Source organism: Corynebacterium pacaense, from assembly GCF_900169525.1.
Lineage (GTDB): Bacteria > Actinomycetota > Actinomycetes > Mycobacteriales > Mycobacteriaceae > Corynebacterium > Corynebacterium pacaense.
Genome location: NZ_LT821239.1, coordinates 326,168 through 343,327 on the forward strand (window position 1 = coordinate 326,168; position 17,160 = coordinate 343,327).

9 protein-coding genes and 1 CRISPR repeat array (1 of these 10 running past the window's edge) are annotated in these 17,160 nt (G+C 60.8%); all 9 genes read right to left on the bottom strand.

Annotated features, from left to right (window positions below):
• Positions 1 to 5,609: a CRISPR direct-repeat array (repeat unit 28 nt; unit sequence GGACCATCCCCGCCTGAGCGGGGAGAAC) (it extends 3,207 nt beyond the left edge of the window).
• 44 nt (positions 5,610 to 5,653) lie between these two features.
• The 9 genes from cas2e to B7E02_RS01735 all read right to left on the bottom strand — a co-directional run bounded on the left by cas2e (position 5,654) and on the right by B7E02_RS01735 (position 17,132).
• On the bottom strand, positions 5,654 to 6,010 hold the full coding sequence (gene cas2e, locus B7E02_RS01695) for a type I-E CRISPR-associated endoribonuclease Cas2e (protein ID WP_080792335.1): 357 nt from the start codon (positions 6,008 to 6,010) through the stop codon (positions 5,654 to 5,656).
• Positions 6,007 to 6,987, bottom strand: coding sequence for a type I-E CRISPR-associated endonuclease Cas1e (gene cas1e, locus B7E02_RS01700; protein ID WP_080792337.1), 981 nt, complete (start codon positions 6,985 to 6,987; stop codon positions 6,007 to 6,009). The genes cas2e and cas1e overlap by 4 nt, the downstream gene beginning before the upstream one ends.
• A gap of 4 nt (positions 6,988 to 6,991) precedes the next feature.
• On the bottom strand, positions 6,992 to 7,630 hold the full coding sequence (gene cas6e, locus B7E02_RS01705) for a type I-E CRISPR-associated protein Cas6/Cse3/CasE (RefSeq protein WP_245802120.1): 639 nt from the start codon (positions 7,628 to 7,630) through the stop codon (positions 6,992 to 6,994).
• A 15-nt stretch (positions 7,631 to 7,645) separates the two neighbouring features.
• Positions 7,646 to 8,344 (bottom strand): type I-E CRISPR-associated protein Cas5/CasD, encoded by a 699-nt coding sequence (gene cas5e / locus B7E02_RS01710; RefSeq protein ID WP_080792341.1) that lies wholly within the window; start codon positions 8,342 to 8,344, stop codon positions 7,646 to 7,648.
• Entirely contained in the window at positions 8,344 to 9,465 is a 1,122-nt protein-coding gene (gene cas7e / locus B7E02_RS01715; protein ID WP_080792344.1) for a type I-E CRISPR-associated protein Cas7/Cse4/CasC, read from the bottom strand. The genes cas5e and cas7e overlap by 1 nt, the downstream gene beginning before the upstream one ends.
• Before the next feature lie 20 nt (positions 9,466 to 9,485).
• Entirely contained in the window at positions 9,486 to 10,097 is a 612-nt protein-coding gene (gene casB / locus B7E02_RS01720) for a type I-E CRISPR-associated protein Cse2/CasB (protein WP_080792346.1), read from the bottom strand.
• Entirely contained in the window at positions 10,078 to 11,754 is a 1,677-nt protein-coding gene (gene casA, locus B7E02_RS01725; protein WP_080792349.1) for a type I-E CRISPR-associated protein Cse1/CasA, read from the bottom strand. Before casA ends, casB begins: the two co-directional genes overlap by 20 nt.
• A 33-nt stretch (positions 11,755 to 11,787) precedes the next feature.
• Positions 11,788 to 14,652 (bottom strand): CRISPR-associated helicase Cas3', encoded by a 2,865-nt coding sequence (gene cas3 / locus B7E02_RS01730; protein WP_245802121.1) that lies wholly within the window; start codon positions 14,650 to 14,652, stop codon positions 11,788 to 11,790.
• 1,073 nt (positions 14,653 to 15,725) lie between these two features.
• The gene (locus B7E02_RS01735; protein WP_143336597.1) at positions 15,726 to 17,132 is read right to left on the bottom strand and encodes a helix-turn-helix domain-containing protein; all 1,407 of its coding nucleotides are present in this window, start codon (positions 17,130 to 17,132) and stop codon (positions 15,726 to 15,728) included.
• Positions 17,133 to 17,160 lie beyond the last annotated feature (28 nt).

Here is a 17,160-nt window from a genome sequence, read left to right on the forward strand (position 1 = left end):
CGGAGACACCAGCTGCCCTGTCGTACCGGACCATCCCCGCCTGAGCGGGGAGAACTCGACGGACGAATTCATCGCCTCCTCGAGTTCCGGACCATCCCCGCCTGAGCGGGGAGAACCTCACCTTCCTTGAGGAGTGGGATCTCGCAAGGGGACCATCCCCGCCTGAGCGGGGAGAACATGGCACTTCTCATTGAGCTGACCGCCTACCAGGGACCATCCCCGCCTGAGCGGGGAGAACGGAAGGTTCTGGGTCGTCGTCATTCTGGGAAGGGGACCATCCCCGCCTGAGCGGGGAGAACCTGAGTAAAGATTCCGGCGTCGTGGATTTTCTGGGACCATCCCCGCCTGAGCGGGGAGAACCCCCGCGCCGAGATCGGGCATGGCACTTCGGATGGACCATCCCCGCCTGAGCGGGGAGAACACTACCGGGGTTCCACGCACGCCCCAGAGTGACGGACCATCCCCGCCTGAGCGGGGAGAACGTGACCGCGTTGATCGCCTTGAGGAGACCATCAGGACCATCCCCGCCTGAGCGGGGAGAACTGCAGCAGGTACCGGCTGCGATGCAGGATGAAGGGACCATCCCCGCCTGAGCGGGGAGAACTACCCACTACCAGGGCGGAACGCGGAGGTCAACGGACCATCCCCGCCTGAGCGGGGAGAACTCCGCGAACGATCGCCCACGCTTCGCAGCCTCAGGACCATCCCCGCCTGAGCGGGGAGAACGGTCCGGTAAGTACGTAAAAACTGTGCTGGCGCGGACCATCCCCGCCTGAGCGGGGAGAACGCTTTGGCGACTGCTGCGGGTGCAGTGGGGAAGGGACCATCCCCGCCTGAGCGGGGAGAACTACTAAAGGAGAATGAAAATTGTCTAATCCCACGGACCATCCCCGCCTGAGCGGGGAGAACGGTGCTGAAGCCTGCAGCTCAGGCGTGCCCGCCGGACCATCCCCGCCTGAGCGGGGAGAACGCGGTTTCCTCCGCGGACCGCTCAAAAGTCTTGGGACCATCCCCGCCTGAGCGGGGAGAACCTGTCAGCGATTTGCTCGCTGACCCTACGCTCAGGACCATCCCCGCCTGAGCGGGGAGAACTGGATCAGATCGCCGTGTTCAAGGATGCTTTGAGGACCATCCCCGCCTGAGCGGGGAGAACATCCGTCGCTTGTCGATGAGGGACCAGGTGTCCGGACCATCCCCGCCTGAGCGGGGAGAACATGGCATCTCTCATGCCACCGCCACCGGGCCTGGGACCATCCCCGCCTGAGCGGGGAGAACACTACCGGGGTTCCACGCACGCCCCAGAGTGACGGACCATCCCCGCCTGAGCGGGGAGAACGCCAACGCGGATGCGCCGCCGCTGGCGGTGGCGGGACCATCCCCGCCTGAGCGGGGAGAACTAGGCCCCAGCGGACGCGCTGGCTATAAGCAGGGGACCATCCCCGCCTGAGCGGGGAGAACACTTCGAATGCGGTGCCTGCGAACTCCTGGGCCGGACCATCCCCGCCTGAGCGGGGAGAACGTTGCGGGGATGGTGATCCTGTGGGCGTGGGGGGGACCATCCCCGCCTGAGTGGGGAGAACGATCACCGCCGCCGGCACCAGGAGACTCAAGACGGACCATCCCCGCCTGAGCGGGGAGAACCTCGCTGCCACCGAAGCAGCAGCTGTCAGAGGTGGACCATCCCCGCCTGAGCGGGGAGAACCGCATTTGGGCCGGGTGTCTTTCGAGAAGCACCGGACCATCCCCGCCTGAGCGGGGAGAACAATGTTGTCGTCCAGGTCGATGATGCCGGCGCCGGACCATCCCCGCCTGAGCGGGGAGAACTCACGGAATCGCAGCTCGCCGCCGCGATCGGGGGGACCATCCCCGCCTGAGCGGGGAGAACAAGGGCGAGCCTCAGGCATTGGTCGCGGCGACGGGACCATCCCCGCCTGAGCGGGGAGAACCACCGCGATCTGATTCGACGCCAGCGCATCTAGGGACCATCCCCGCCTGAGCGGGGAGAACACAGACCCCAAAGGCCCGGGTAGCGATGAAACCGGACCATCCCCGCCTGAGCGGGGAGAACCCCGTGCTCGTGCCGAGAGCGTCAGCGTACGAGGACCATCCCCGCCTGAGCGGGGAGAACTTGCCGAACGCGACCGCAGAATCAGACGCCACGGGACCATCCCCGCCTGAGCGGGGAGAACGTGGAGATCTCACCGACGACGGGGCGAACTAAGGGACCATCCCCGCCTGAGCGGGGAGAACGGTCGTGGCTACGCATCGCAGGTATGGCAGGGGGGACCATCCCCGCCTGAGCGGGGAGAACTCCCCGGGCGTATGTGATTCAATTGATGTTCCCTGGACCATCCCCGCCTGAGCGGGGAGAACGCGTCGGTGACCTTCTCTGACCCCGCAGTGGCCGGACCATCCCCGCCTGAGCGGGGAGAACCGCTCCTGCATCGCCCACGAGCTCGGCCATGCAGGACCATCCCCGCCTGAGCGGGGAGAACAAGGTCATAGTCGATGCGGATCGCGCCGGGCTTGGACCATCCCCGCCTGAGCGGGGAGAACCCCGCAGCCGTATGCCCCGCACCGCGGCGAACGGGACCATCCCCGCCTGAGCGGGGAGAACTCATCGGTGAATAACCCGCACTGGGAGGTGACCGGACCATCCCCGCCTGAGCGGGGAGAACAGCGTGATCTCGCGATGGCCCGCGTGCAGGCAGGGACCATCCCCGCCTGAGCGGGGAGAACACGAAGGAAAATCTCATCGCCGCGTGGGATGAGGGACCATCCCCGCCTGAGCGGGGAGAACCATCCTGGGCCTGCCAGTCCGTGGCGGCAGCCCGGACCATCCCCGCCTGAGCGGGGAGAACTGGTGGATTCCACGGAGGAGGTCCAGGCCGCTCGGACCACCCCCGCCTGAGCGGGGAGAACGAGGACGGAGAAGATACCTGGATCGGCGTGACCGGACCATCCCCGCCTGAGCGGGGAGAACCGGGGGCACCCGATGTCTCACGGCATCTGTACGGGACCATCCCCGCCTGAGCGGGGAGAACCTGCCTTTCGGCCCGCTCTTCGCCGCGTACTGCGGACCATCCCCGCCTGAGCGGGGAGAACCAGGCGATGAAATACTGGCGGGCCTGCTTACCCGGACCATCCCCGCCTGAGCGGGGAGAACCCAGGGTTTTCCCTTGCCTTGCCTTGCCTCGCCGGACCATCCCCGCCTGAGCGGGGAGAACGATGCATACACGCATTTGAATATGGTGCGCGGGGGACCATCCCCGCCTGAGCGGGGAGAACACGCCCGAGTAAATGACATTAAGCTCACCGGGCGGACCATCCCCGCCTGAGCGGGGAGAACACGGTGCATCTCTTGCTCCTGAAGCAGGGATGGGGACCATCCCCGCCTGAGCGGGGAGAACGCGGGGAGGGGCTCGTCGTCCCAGCCGTCGCGGGGACCATCCCCGCCTGAGCGGGGAGAACACGCTGGCGCGGTGCACGAACTCGGATTCACCGGGACCATCCCCGCCTGAGCGGGGAGAACGTGCCACCGGGTAAGTAGCGGTTGGCAAGGTTGGGACCATCCCCGCCTGAGCGGGGAGAACGCCGGGGTCAGCACCGGCTCCGGGCGCGCGAGCTGGACCATCCCCGCCTGAGCGGGGAGAACCCCACCGTCAGGATCTTCCCGTCGGTGTCCATCGGACCATCCCCGCCTGAGCGGGGAGAACTGCAGCCTGCCGAAGGTCACAACCCGGTCACCCGGACCATCCCCGCCTGAGCGGGGAGAACACCGCTTCGCAGCTGGCGGACGACTTCATGGCGGGACCATCCCCGCCTGAGCGGGGAGAACTGGGCATTCCTCGGCACTATCGGCGCACACCGGGGACCATCCCCGCCTGAGCGGGGAGAACCTGGTCCAGTCGCGGGTGTCGATGCAGAATCAGGGACCATCCCCGCCTGAGCGGGGAGAACGCGTCGGACACCTTCTCCGACCCCGCAGACGCCGGACCATCCCCGCCTGAGCGGGGAGAACTCGGAGCCATCGATGCCTAAGGTCGCGAAGTGCGGACCATCCCCGCCTGAGCGGGGAGAACTCCTCAATCATCTTGTCGTACTTCTCTGTCGCCGGACCATCCCCGCCTGAGCGGGGAGAACTAGTGGGTACCACGGGAAGAACATGGCCGGTGAGGACCATCCCCGCCTGAGCGGGGAGAACAGTGGGTGCAGGACGTGGCGACTCAGCATGTCGGGACCATCCCCGCCTGAGCGGGGAGAACCGTTTTCCCACACGACGAGGCGGGGCCTGATGGGGACCATCCCCGCCTGAGCGGGGAGAACATGTCATCGAACTCGGCGTCCTTGATCGGGCGGGGACCATCCCCGCCTGAGCGGGGAGAACAATCACTACACATTTGCGCAGCTAGCTACCCACGGACCATCCCCGCCTGAGCGGGGAGAACGCAGGGTCGGCCATCAGCTCAGAGACGGTGTACGGACCATCCCCGCCTGAGCGGGGAGAACTCAAGCTCGCCCGGGACAAGGCTGATGTTGCGGGGACCATCCCCGCCTGAGCGGGGAGAACACGCCCTCCTCGCCGCGTCCGCCCCGGAGGCTGGGACCATCCCCGCCTGAGCGGGGAGAACGCGGTGACTCAGTGGTGAGGGGCATTGAGGGCAGGGACCATCCCCGCCTGAGCGGGGAGAACTGAATCGGTGGCAGGTAAGTCGGTGACTTTGGGGGACCATCCCCGCCTGAGCGGGGAGAACCCTGTCGCTGACATTCTGGAAGTGCCGGAGCTGGGACCATCCCCGCCTGAGCGGGGAGAACTAACCCTTGTACAGGGGATTCTCGGAGGCGACGGGACCATCCCCGCCTGAGCGGGGAGAACCGTAAGACGCAGGCACGTGCTGCTGGAGGCTGGGGACCATCCCCGCCTGAGCGGGGAGAACGCGCGGGCCGCGGGTGGTGACCCTGATGCAGCGGGACCATCCCCGCCTGAGCGGGGAGAACTTGAAGCCCTCATCCAGCGGATCACGCAGGACCGGACCATCCCCGCCTGAGCGGGGAGAACAGCGACTTATTGATCTGGGCTTAGCGTCGAATGGGACCATCCCCGCCTGAGCGGGGAGAACTGGATGGTGCGTCGCGACGCACTGAGGGGGAGGGGACCATCCCCGCCTGAGCGGGGAGAACAGCGGGCGCAGGATGCCGGCCTGTCCATGGAGGAGGACCATCCCCGCCTGAGCGGGGAGAACCGGCGCATAAGCATTGGCAGGCGATCGCGGATCGGACCATCCCCGCCTGAGCGGGGAGAACTCAATGGAAATCAGTTCGGTTACCAGCCGAACAGGACCATCCCCGCCTGAGCGGGGAGAACGTCGGTGTAGCTGGGGGGGTGTCGGGGTGGCGCGGACCATCCCCGCCTGAGCGGGGAGAACCGATATGTGAGTTCTGAATAGTGAAATTTGTTGGGACCATCCCCGCCTGAGCGGGGAGAACCGGATCGAAAATTCCTTGATCGCGTCACCGGTCGGACCATCCCCGCCTGAGCGGGGAGAACGACGGGGGCGGGGAGTCGGTCGGCGATGAACCCGGACCATCCCCGCCTGAGCGGGGAGAACACTAGTTAACCAGCGATAAAGCTCGGTCCAACGCTGATTTTACATCACTTTGCTTTATTACGTCGACGTGCTGCTCGCTGCCTGGAGGCGGATGACCAACCGGCTTTCATCGACCCTTTGGCAGTGCTAACCGGGTGTCGCATTAGAGAGATGCCGTCGAAGTCAGCAACTTCCCACTGACTCCGGTGCACCCGGATTTCAAAACCCTGCTCGTTGCTCCTGGTTGGGAAGGTCATAATCGCCCGACCGCTCGTCAGCGTCGAAACGATCAACTCCCAGAGTTCATCCCTCACTCTGGCGGTTGGTCGCCCTACGTAGACTCCCGGGCTTACCTCCAGGAGCCAGCGGGTGAGGTGTCCCCTCAACTTTTCGGGTGGCGAGGACAGAATGACAGTGATCATGGAGTTTCGTGCCCCGTCGTGCCGGAGCCATCGTAGTTGGTGCCGCCTGCGACGCGTTTATCTCCACCGTCCCAGAGCTGGACGACGTCGGCCCAAAATTCTTCGGAGCTGATCTCCTCGTCATCGATGAGCAAAGTTTTCAGGTCTGCGGCAATGCGTTCGGCGAGCCGTAGCTCACGAAACTCGTCACGCATGGCGCGGCGGGTGATAGCGCTGACATCGGAGATCTCAGCGCGACCACTTTCATTGAGATCGGCAATGATCCGGAAGGACACGGGAATGGAAATTTCAGCTTTGTATAGATCTGCAATGTCGTAAACAAAACTCCGATCATGGCCCGTGTGGACAAATCCCAGGCCCGGGCTGCAGCCCAGCGCCGCGATCACTGAATGACAAAGCCCGTACAGGCAGGTGTGTGCCGAGGATAGGGCCTGGTTGATGGGATCGCCGGCGAGGAAATCCTCGGGGTCATAGATCCTTCGATTCCAGTCCACGCCGAACTCCTCCGAGTTCTCACGATAGATTCGACGAACGCGTGCGCCCTCCTTTCCGCGCAGTTGCTGCATCGTCAGTTTGGAGGTGTCCTCGTTCGGAAAACGCATGTCATACATGGCACGGGCGACAGCGAGCCTGGACCGGGTGTTACTGACTTTTTCAGCCTGTTTGAGCAGAAGTCGGTCGGATCGGGCGATCGAACGGCCGTGTGCGTAGTAGCGCACGCCTTCCTCGCCGACCCAAACCAGGCTGCATCCGGAGTCGGAGACGACTGATACGGCCTGATGGGTGAGCCGCGTTCCGGGTCCGAGCAGAAGGACGCTCAAAGCGGCGACAGGGACGTGTACCACGCCGTTATCATCGGTGGCGGTCAGGGCACCACCGTCCCTTCCAAGCGTGCAGTGCTCCAAATATAGAAAGCTTATTCGGTCGGTCGCCCGGCTGAGTTGCTTGGGCGTGGACGGTGGCATTCCTGATTGCATGGTATTACTCCAATGGTGCGAGAGTGAGAAGACCACATCCGTAGCCTCGGGCTTTGCCGATTCCGTTGGTGAGCGCTGAGCGCAGCTGATCGGCCGCGGTTACCTCGAGGCTTCCATCGAATGTGACCTGCTGGATAGTTACCTTGCGGCCTTTCCGGTTGAACACCAGCCGGGAGGATCTGCTAACTGATGCGGTCAGACCATCAGTCTCACTGTTGATTGAAGCTCCGAGTTGATCCTGTCTCTGCTCAAGCCACTCAAGCTGGTGTGCGGAGGAGACATGAGCTTTTCGACGCTTCACCCCCTCCTCGGTCACGGTGCGCACAGGGTTTGCGGTAAGACGAAAGGCATACCTTTGGCCTTTGACGATCCGGTTGAGCATCGGGGTGTAATCACTTGACTGCCAGGATCGCTCCTGCGACCAACCTGCCTGTTCCTGGAGGTGCTCGAGGGAAGGAACGGTAGGGCTGACAACGTACAGGGCCGTTGTCTCCATCGTCTGATCAATGCGCCACAGCACGCGCCCCTCATCGCTGCTTTCAGCTGCGGCATCTGGCGGGAAGGAAGCGAGAACCGCCGCGTGCATCTTCTGGGGACTGGCGAGCAGCTCGCGTGTCTGTCTACGTTGAGGGTTGAGGTACATCCTCGATAGATACACCTAGGCACCTCCTATCAGGTCGAAGGGATCGTGGTCAATGGCCTTGATCCCTAAGTCATTTGAAACGCCGACCCAATCATGCTTGACGGGGCGGAGCTCATAGCTGCGTTCCTTCGGGTCGAAGCTCTCGGGCCGGTCTCGAACGAGTTCATCTGCTGACTCCCCCGAAAGCACATCTCGAGAAATGGGTAGATGAACCCTTGTGGGCTTCTTCCTGCGGTACCACTCAGCTGCCGTCCACTCGGCAACCCGGAGTGCGGTTTCGAGGTCCCCGGTGACAATTCCCAAGGAGATGCGTTCTCCGGGGGGACAGCTGCGCCGGCCCAGATACAGTGGGAACACCGGGTGCTTCAGGGCCTCATCGAGTCCTTCCAAAACGTCGTCAGGACCTTCAACACCTGCGACGAAGCGATAGTCCTGTAGATAGTAGCGGTTGGTGAGAGGTTTGGACTTGTTGGTGCGCCAATCGATCTCAGTCTGGAAATCTCGGAGGACACTACCTACCTGATCGGTTCGAACACCGAAGTGAAGACCCACCAGGTCGGCTACAGATTGTTCACGTGGCCGACCTTCGGCAGCAGCGAGAAGCCCGATAACACCACTCTTCGTCGGGTGGGATGAGGTGGAGCGATTCACAAAGCGGCCACTCACTCCCCACGACTGCAACGGCCCTGACAACCGTAGAAGCAAGGTTGACATTAGTTCTCCTGTGCAGAGGAGCGGGCCGCGTCTCCAGCTCGTTTGATGATCTCCTCAAACTCAACGGAGTCCCATCGAGAGTTCAGCGCACTCTGGAGCTTTTCTGAATCGGCTGCCCTGGTCGCCATGCCGAATGACTGGACTGGCTTGGTGCCGTACTGTGCATCACCATTAACTGCATACTCAGCGAGAGACACTGCCGCCAGCCGAACTGCTTCGCCATTGTTTTGCACCGGTTTTTCAAAGGCGTTGACAAGGCTGACAGGCTGATCGTCCCGTACCTCAACAAGGAGGAAGTCCGGCCTGGTGCGGTTGGCGAAGGTGTTCTGCTTGCCTGTAGGCATGGACAGGGTGAACGACCGTGTGAACGCCTCAATGGCACGTGCCGCAGCCTCCCTGCTTCCGACGTTGCTGGCCAACTTATCCACATTGATTGTGGCATAACGGTACAACGCCGAGGAGACGAACTCCTGGGTGCCGATCATGCCTGCGCCTGCATTGTCCTCGGAGGCGTTGTCGTCCACAGCGGTGTAGTAGTCGAACTCGCGGGTCGCCTTGTGAACCGACAGCGCGTGCTCAACCTGGCAGGAGGCATCAACGTTTGCCTCGGGAGCGTCGGCAAGCATGCGTCCGAACAGAGCGACGTCGATTGCCGCAGGTCCCTGGAGGGCCTCGCGAACCTTCTTCTTGTTCGGCTTGGTATCTCCCTGGCTTTCAATTGCCAGTTCGGCCAGCCGATCAATCTCGGAACGGGAGAGGAAGAGGAGATAGCCTGTCTTGGGAGCAGATTCATCATCCTTTTTCTTCTTGTCCATGGTGATTCCGGCGGTCACGAGAATCTCGGCGGCGGCCTTTTCTGCCGCTTCCTCTGTGAACTCGGCACTGAGCTCCTGGATGCGTTGCGCGATACGCTTTACGGCCTGGAGAGTTCGCTCCCCCAGCTCCGCGGAATCGAGGTAGGTGTTGAAGTCGTTGCGGACGGCGCGCTTCCACGCCTGGCTGGACACGCGGTGACGTTCTACACCACCGAAGAGTGCGGACTTCGGTGAGCCGGTGTCATCACGGTTGATGCAGGACGGCGGAACAAGCTGGATCAGGTGGATATCGACAAACGTGGACATGGAAGTTTCCCTTCAGGGTCTTAGGATTGTGTGTTGGTGGACTTGGACGGGGCGGTGTAGAGCTGACGCCCCCAATTGAGGCGAACTCTGTCTCTGGCTTCCGGAACGTGGAAGTCGTAGATTTGTGATGCGAGCTCTACGAAGTCGAGAGGAATCTTCTCTCCCCGAAGTTGGGTGATCAGACTCCTCAGGTGCCAGAGCAGCTCATCGACGGAATCCGAGGTGGAAAGAGCGTTGAAACGTCGGAGAATTGGAGATTCCTCATTGAATCCGTTGGCGGCATCCTTGAGGATGATGTAGCGGCGGACCCCAGTTCCGAGGCCCTGCCCCTTCTGGTGCATAAACTCGCCTCTTCCCTGCTGCTGGATGGCGAAAAGCGCGAGAGCGTTGTGCACCGCTGTTTCACCCCAGCTCGGGGTGTCTGTAACCCCGACCAGCTGCTGGGGGAGATCGCCCAGAGTGATTCCCCAGACATCGGGGATCGAACCGGGAGACTGGTTGACTGCACGGCGAAGCCTGGCAAGGGTGGCCTTGGATGATGAGGTCTCAGCCCTGATTCCCGCTTCGAGTTCATGGAGTTTGCGGGCCGTATGGTTGGCTACCGCCTGACGCTTAGATATCGTCTGGTTCACTGTGTGCTCCTTCCTTTTCGTTTGATGGGGATCCGAGAATCTTCTTCAAGGAGCCGTCGAGGCGGTTCATGGCAACCGGACCGGTAATACGCGTGGATTCCCGGACCCTTCCTGCCCAGACACTTGGTGGTTGACTCGCGAGAATCTGCTCGGCCTTTTCTTTGGCCGTCGAACGCAGCCTTTGGTTCCAGTCAGCCAACAACTCATCGGGATTCTCCGCCCTGGACAGATCCGCAATCCACTCTCGGAAAGGCAGATCAATTGAGAAGTAGAATGCGCGTTGCACCTCATCGGAGTCGACGGCGCCATCTCCTGAAACCGCAAAGGCGATATTGTTGTTGAACTGCCGGAGGGCATAGTCGACCTCCTCGGTTCTGCGAATTGCCACGCGGGCGATCGATCTGAGTGTCTCGCCCTCAGGGGAAAGCAGGAAAGCAGAGACGTGGAGAGAATCGGCGAGGACGTCAGCATAGCTGGAGCTTTTTGCACCGTAGAGCATCGAGACCATACGCAGGCGAATCGGGAATGATGGTTCCAGGTATCCCTGTGCAGACAGCGTTCCCACCCATTCGACGTTCAGGGCAGGCTTCGAGGTCGGTGCGCCATCGGCGTATTTGGATTTGGCCTTTGCAAAGTCCTGGTTGGGGAGGAGGTTGGGCAGTGAGCGCCATACCGCGCGACCGGGCTGGAGTGTTGCAGGCATATACCGGATGGCCTTGGCCTTGGTGGACTGCGGATCACTAAATCGCCAGGGGGTCATTGTTTCAATCGAGTCCTGGATCGTGTATCCAATGGCATCGCCATTCGTAATCAGCACCGCTGTCACTCTGTCGCCATCCCATCGAAGTCGCAAACGGCGTTGGGGCCAGGTGAGCAGCTCGACGGGACCTGCAGCCGCATTCTCCGCGGTGGTTTCGTATCCCGACCGTGCTCCGCTGGTCAGCTGCTCCTCCAACTCCCACACGGGAACATCGAACTCGGAACCAGCCTGTTCCCGTGCAGGAACATAATTCAGTAACAGAGTCTCGCGGAGATTGTGGCCCTCCAGGATGGTGCCGCCGAGCCACCCCGCCCATCCGATTCCGAGAGGGTAGCCACGCCCCCCCTTGACCCGGGAATCACCTACGGCACCGGACTTGATACCGGAGTAGTCATAGGCATTGGCGTGAATCAGGAACTGTGCGGCCTGTGCCGGACTGAGCGACTCGATATCGGTGCGCATGGTGAAGAGATCGCCCACCTCACCGGAATCGGGAATGAAGATGTCCAGCGATTTCCACTCGTTTTTCGATGTATGGAGATCGGCTACCTGAAGGAACGGCCTTTCCGGATGGCGTAGATCGAAGCGGTCATGGACCTCGGTGAGGTACTCCTGCACATCGTCGTCAAAGACAGTCTCTTCATCCCATTTCTGCTGCCAGTGACGAAGGGCCCTCATCTTGTTGCGAAGCACCGGGCTATCCCAGGAGCGATAGAGAATGGCAAGGAGAACCCTGAGAATCGCGAAGTTCACTGTTTCCAGTGAAGCTGCGAGTCGCTGGTATCGATCTGCGTTTTCGAGTAGTTGCCTGATTGAAACCGTGGACGGCGTGGAGTCGACGCTGAGGACCTCGATCCAGGGCTCATCGAGAAGATTGAAACTCTGATGTTCACTCATTTCCTCCTCCTTTCCGCTTTGATGTCCGTGGTGTCATGTTTGGTTCTCCTTTCTTTCCATGAGCAGCCCGAGCTGCTCGTCGTAGGTGAAGATGTACCTCTCAACTTCCCGGGTGAGGTTTTCATCCAGAACCAGGGGGAGAGTTCCTTTCAACCACCTTGATTTCTGCCAGGATTCTTGGCCGTCCGCTTCCAGATTGCTAAGGTCAGAATCCGAGAGAGACCATTGCGGAAGACGAACCGTGCATGTAGCGAGGGTCCTGGCATGGGAGTACTCCAGTTCCATCATTCCGTCCACAGGAACGCCTTCAAGGGCATTGATATGGGGCAGGGCAAACAGCCGGCCACCGATGTTCTGTACCACCACAACCTCGAAGGATTCATCGGCATCCCTGACTTGAGCGACGGTTGCCTGTTCATCGGCCAGGGAAGGCTGTCGGCTCCAACCCGCGAGGTTTCCGTTGAGGGGGACCGGGATCCGGCAGTGTTTGGCCCGTGCAATCTGATCCTGTTCGAATCTTCGTTCATCGGCACGTGCGGCGTCCCACTCCTCCTTCCACCCGGCGGGTGGGAACTGGTTGGTGTCATATGAGGCTGACACCAGACTTTCCACATCCGTAGGGGTGGTAATCCTTCCACCCGAGGCAAGCGAATGATCTGCAAGCACACGGATCGATCTGAGCAAAGGTGCATCACGATAAACCAGCCTGCTCCCGATCTGGATGTCGGGAGCCTGGCCTGAAGTGTCTGGAACACCAGCACCGAAGATGGTCAGGGTTGGTTTCTTCAGAGCATCGGGGCGGGAATCGTTGAGCATCTGGTGCCTATGGAGGCGACCGATTCTCTGGATGATGAGGTCGGTGGGCGCAATATCGGTGATCATTGCATCAAAGTCGAGGTCAAGGCCCTGCTCAATGATCTGGGTGGATACGACAATGAGCTTCCTCGGGCGTTCTGAACCGGCCTTGCGTCCCAGTTGGCGTACCAGCTCGGATTCCATGTCCACCCGGTCGGTTGTAAGGAAGCGCGAATGCAACAGCACCGTGGCGTCTTCTCGGGCCACGATCAGCTGAAAAAGAGACTGGGCGCGGGACACCGTCGAGCAAATGATTGCGATGCAGCCGCCATCGGAGGACAGATCGAGCGCACGTTCCGCCATCTCCTCAAGATCTCCCTCGGCAAAGGAAAAGTAGGTGGTGCGGGTCAGCCCGTCGTGATCTGGTGCCACCGTGCCGGTCTTGTAGCCATCGGTCCAGGTAACCCGTGGGTAGATCGGGCTCTTGTCAATGCGTGCGGCGGCTCCGCTGTAATGGGAGGCACCTTGGTGGTAGGCGTCGATAAGTTCCTTTCTGGTAGCGGGTGGCAGAGTGGCCGACAGTGCGATTACCGGTACGCCGTAGAAGCCGAGCCATTCGAGTAGACATGTGGTGTAGACCCGCATGTATGCATCGGCGGCGTGGATCTCGTCGATGATGACAACTTTGCCGGCGAGACCCAGATGGCGGAGAACATTGTGCTTCGACTGGAGGACCGCAAAGAGAATCTGATCAATGGTTCCCACGGCCACGGAAGCGAGGAGGCCGGTCTTGCGTCCCTGGAACCATTGCGTTGCCTCCAGGGATGTTCGGTCGTTCGAGTCCTCATCGTCATAAACCCCGGAAATCGTCCCTGAGGTGATCGTACGGAACTCTTCGTTGAACTCGGATTTGCCGTGCGCCAGGACTGTGGAGACCGAGCCGGTGGTGCCCGAGTTAGAAAGCCATTCAGCAACGCGGCTGAAAATGGCATCTGAGGTCACGCGGGTTGGTTGGGCAAAGAAGAGTCCGTTGAAACCGAGCTTGTCTGCCGTGATGTCGGCGAGAGCCAAAGCCGCCTCGGTTTTTCCGGAACCTGTCTCGTTCTCAATAATGGTCAGTGACGGTCGGGTCTGGACATTTCCGAGCTCGATGACTGCTTTCTGGACGTTCCGCAAGGTGGCCGACGGGGGCAGGGCGAAACGGTGCATGAAGCTCTCGGCGCTGACCGGGGATGGCCTCCAGTGTTCTCCCAGGTTGATTCGCGCCCACGCATCCTCGACGCGGTATTCCTGCACCTGCGGTTCACCGTTGGTGAGTGGAAAATTGTCCTCCGATGAGGCGATCCAGTCTGCGGAAATGAGAATCCCGGTGATCAGCGCCGCGGTCGCGGTGGATGCGATGTTGTCTTCCGAGTCCTCGCTGAAGACCGTGGCCAGATCCCCTATTGTTTGTTCATCGAGGTCGAGTTCCGCTGCAAGCGCATCAAGCAGGGTGAAACGCGCATTCTGCCATTCCGGCCAGTTCCGGATTTCGCGCTTAAGGTCATCCGATGCAACGGATATTTCGCTGAAGGTGCCGTGGTGTCCGGCAATCACGGAGAACCAGAATTCACGATTAATCGGTGTGAGTGGTTTTCCGGTGCGGTTCTCCAACCACGCGAGGAGCGTATGGGCGCTGATGATGGAGTGAGGATTTGCGGACATCTCCTTTGACGTCACGTCTGAACGATAGCCGGCGTTGGAGACCCTGTAAGAGAGGGCGGGGACCTTCTGCTGGAAGTAGGGTGATGCCTTCCCCACATCGTGGGAGAGGGCTGCGAGCGTGAGAACTGCTTCCAGGGGTGCACCTTCCAGGACATCATCCAGAAAATCCCGGGTCGCTGGAGAAAGCAGAGAGTCAGCTACATCACAAATGACCGCGCTGATGTCACGGCTGTGCTGGAGTAGAGACATGAACTCGGAACTCTTCTTGTTGTGCTTCGCCCAGAACAGTTGTAGATCTACTGGCAATTGACACCTCCCAAAGAAACTTTGAATATTGAACTTCCTAGACAGTAGATCATTGTATATCGAACCCCGCTGATTCGCGGTTGATCTTCTCAACTGCGGTGGACATGTTTAGAACATCTCCTAAGAGTTGAAGTGGGAAGTCGGCCATTGTCCATGGAAAACACCCCCGTCTGCTCGAATTCTTTCGAACAGACGGGGGTGTTTAATGTAGCCCCACCTGAGTGGGGAGAAGATCCACCTTGGAAGTTCAATGGGATCATCCCCGGTGTCTGCGGGGAGGGAAGGGTAACCCACCCCCAAACTTAGTACATCGAAGGTCCAATAAAGTGGGCGCAACAAGGTTGGCAGGGGTGTCCTGAGGTCACCTCCGAATAGACGGAGCGCCCATTTGTGTGGCCAACCTGTTTCCTTCCCCGGCACAGCTGCAGGGGAATCCAGGGGAGACCGACCGTTGACACGGCCACCAACCTTCTTCGGTCCTTCCACACCCTGTGGTCAAGAGAAGTCGGGTTCCTCACATATAGATGAAGTGCTGAATCACAGTGTTGTTCACAGGGGCGCGACCGGCAACGGGCAATCCACACGAGCCGGAGTTGTCCACAGAGGTTATCCCCAATGTGGATAGTCACATTCTTGTAATTTCCACTCCTCACTTTCTAACAGCGGATTCGAACATGGATATGGGGTGCAAAAACTACCCTGAGCCGGGGATCTTATCGAACACAGACTTACAGTGGTGGAAACTGTTCACAGAGTTATCCACAGGCTGTGGAAAGGTAGTCCACTCCTCGGTTGCCCCGGGCCCATGAATTCATGCACAGTTTTATGCACAAGGTGTGGATAACTTTCATTCAGTTCTCCACCCCTTGTTATCCACAGTTGTATGTGGATGGATCCCCGAGTTTGTGGATAACTGCCATCCGGCAGACGGCCTGGTATCGCATTTTCTATGGTCGCAGCGATAGCGGAGCCCCTTCCGATGGGAGCAAAGGCGCCTATGGAAGGAGTTGCCCGGGCAGCCCCCACCCGGATCACCCCATTCTCATGCGCACCCCACACATTTCAGCCCGGGCGCCGCAGCAACCTAAGAGAATGACCGAAAGGGCGAGGACCCGTGAATGCACCCCATTGAAGGGCACCCCATTAGCCAGAGAACCGTCGCTGAATCAGGACATGACCGGTCCCGGAATCTGTCTGTTGGCGCTCTGAAAGTCGGTGGGGGAGAGTCCGTGGGTGGCGGAGAAGGCGCGGGAGAATGCGGAGAGGTGGGAGTATCCGAGATTTCTGGCCACCACGCTGGGTTGAAGGCCCCGACTGAGTTGAATCCGGGCGAGGGTCATCCTTCGGATCACGCTCCAGCGCTGGAAGTCAGTGCCGGTGGAGGCGGTGAATGCGTCGGCGCGAACTCGGCTGGACATGGATTTATCCACTTGACGTCTCTGTGCGATGCGCACCGCAATGGTGAGAGCTTCCCTGGCGTCGGTGGCCATTCCCGACGGTGTGCCCTGCCGGTTCAGCAGCAGGAAGGCCCGATCCGTCGGATGGTGCGCGGGTTTGAGCGGGGTGTAGGTAAAGACCGCACAATTGATCAGTGATTCCACCGATTCTGTGCAGTGGATGACCCTCAGCTGTTCTGCGGTGATTGCCTCGGCGGTGGGTGTCCTGAAACCCACAGGCAGAAGAAGTGAACCGCCTGGGGAGCGGACGTCCAGACGCAGACCCGCCGGGAGTATCAGTGCATCGCCCTGTTCGAGGAGTATCTCCCGTCCCGCCACCTGCGCGGTGGAGGTGCCCCGGTAGGCCCAGACCATGATGTGGGAGCCGTTGATGCGCGTCCAGGTGGTACTGGCCGGGATCTCTCCCACCTCGAGCTGTGAGATGTCCCGCCACAGACCACGATTCCGACGTCTGACCTGACCCGGGCTCATTCCCGCATGGGTTTTCAGCGCCCTGGACAAGCTGCTCGCACCTGAGAATCCGACGTGGTGAGCGGCCCATTCGGCCGAGTGCCCGTCGGAGAGATAGGACAGCGCCAGGCTCAGTCTCGTCCGGGTACGCCACACGCTGATGCTCATTCCGGTTTCCTCGTGGAATCTCCGTTGCAGCGTCCGCTCGCTGATCCCGATCCGTCTGGCCATGTCAGCGATGGCGTCGTTGTCCACGGGGTGGGTGATGATCCTGCGCGCAGCCTTGAGGGCGTATTCATCCCGCGGCAGGGGTGGTGACAGTGGCGTTCCGGCGGAAACCGCGGTCAAAAGTGAGTCCAGGAACTCCCGGCGGTCCGGATCGGTCTTGAGATAGCCGAGGCACTGGGCGAATTCATACATCAGTCGTTCCCCCAGCCGGGCGGACACCTCGATGAGTGCGAAGGTGACGTTCCGCTCCGCCGGGAGCGGAACGGGGATCACCACGGAGCTGTCGTCCGCACGCAGATGCAGTTCCTCCCCGGCCGGGCATAGTGCCGCCTGTCCGGTGGAGAGCCTGATGGATGTGCGCCCGATCCGCAGATCGGCCGTCCCCCGGCGGATCCACATCAGCATCGGGGTGTTAAGAATCTGGCGGTTGAGGAACACCCTTCTAAATTAGGTGAGCCTATGGTAA

Excerpts from the sequence above, each read along its gene's own strand:
- cas2e (WP_080792335.1), bottom strand. The coding sequence starts at position 6,010 with ATGATCACTGTCATTCTGTCCTCGCCACCCGAAAAGTTGAGGGGACAC.
- cas6e (WP_245802120.1), bottom strand. The coding sequence starts at position 7,630 with ATGTACCTCAACCCTCAACGTAGACAGACACGCGAGCTGCTCGCCAGT.
- cas1e (WP_080792337.1), bottom strand. The coding sequence starts at position 6,987 with ATGCAATCAGGAATGCCACCGTCCACGCCCAAGCAACTCAGCCGGGCG.
- cas5e (WP_080792341.1), bottom strand. The coding sequence starts at position 8,344 with ATGTCAACCTTGCTTCTACGGTTGTCAGGGCCGTTGCAGTCGTGGGGA.
- cas7e (WP_080792344.1), bottom strand. The coding sequence starts at position 9,465 with ATGTCCACGTTTGTCGATATCCACCTGATCCAGCTTGTTCCGCCGTCC.
- casA (WP_080792349.1), bottom strand. The coding sequence starts at position 11,754 with ATGAGTGAACATCAGAGTTTCAATCTTCTCGATGAGCCCTGGATCGAG.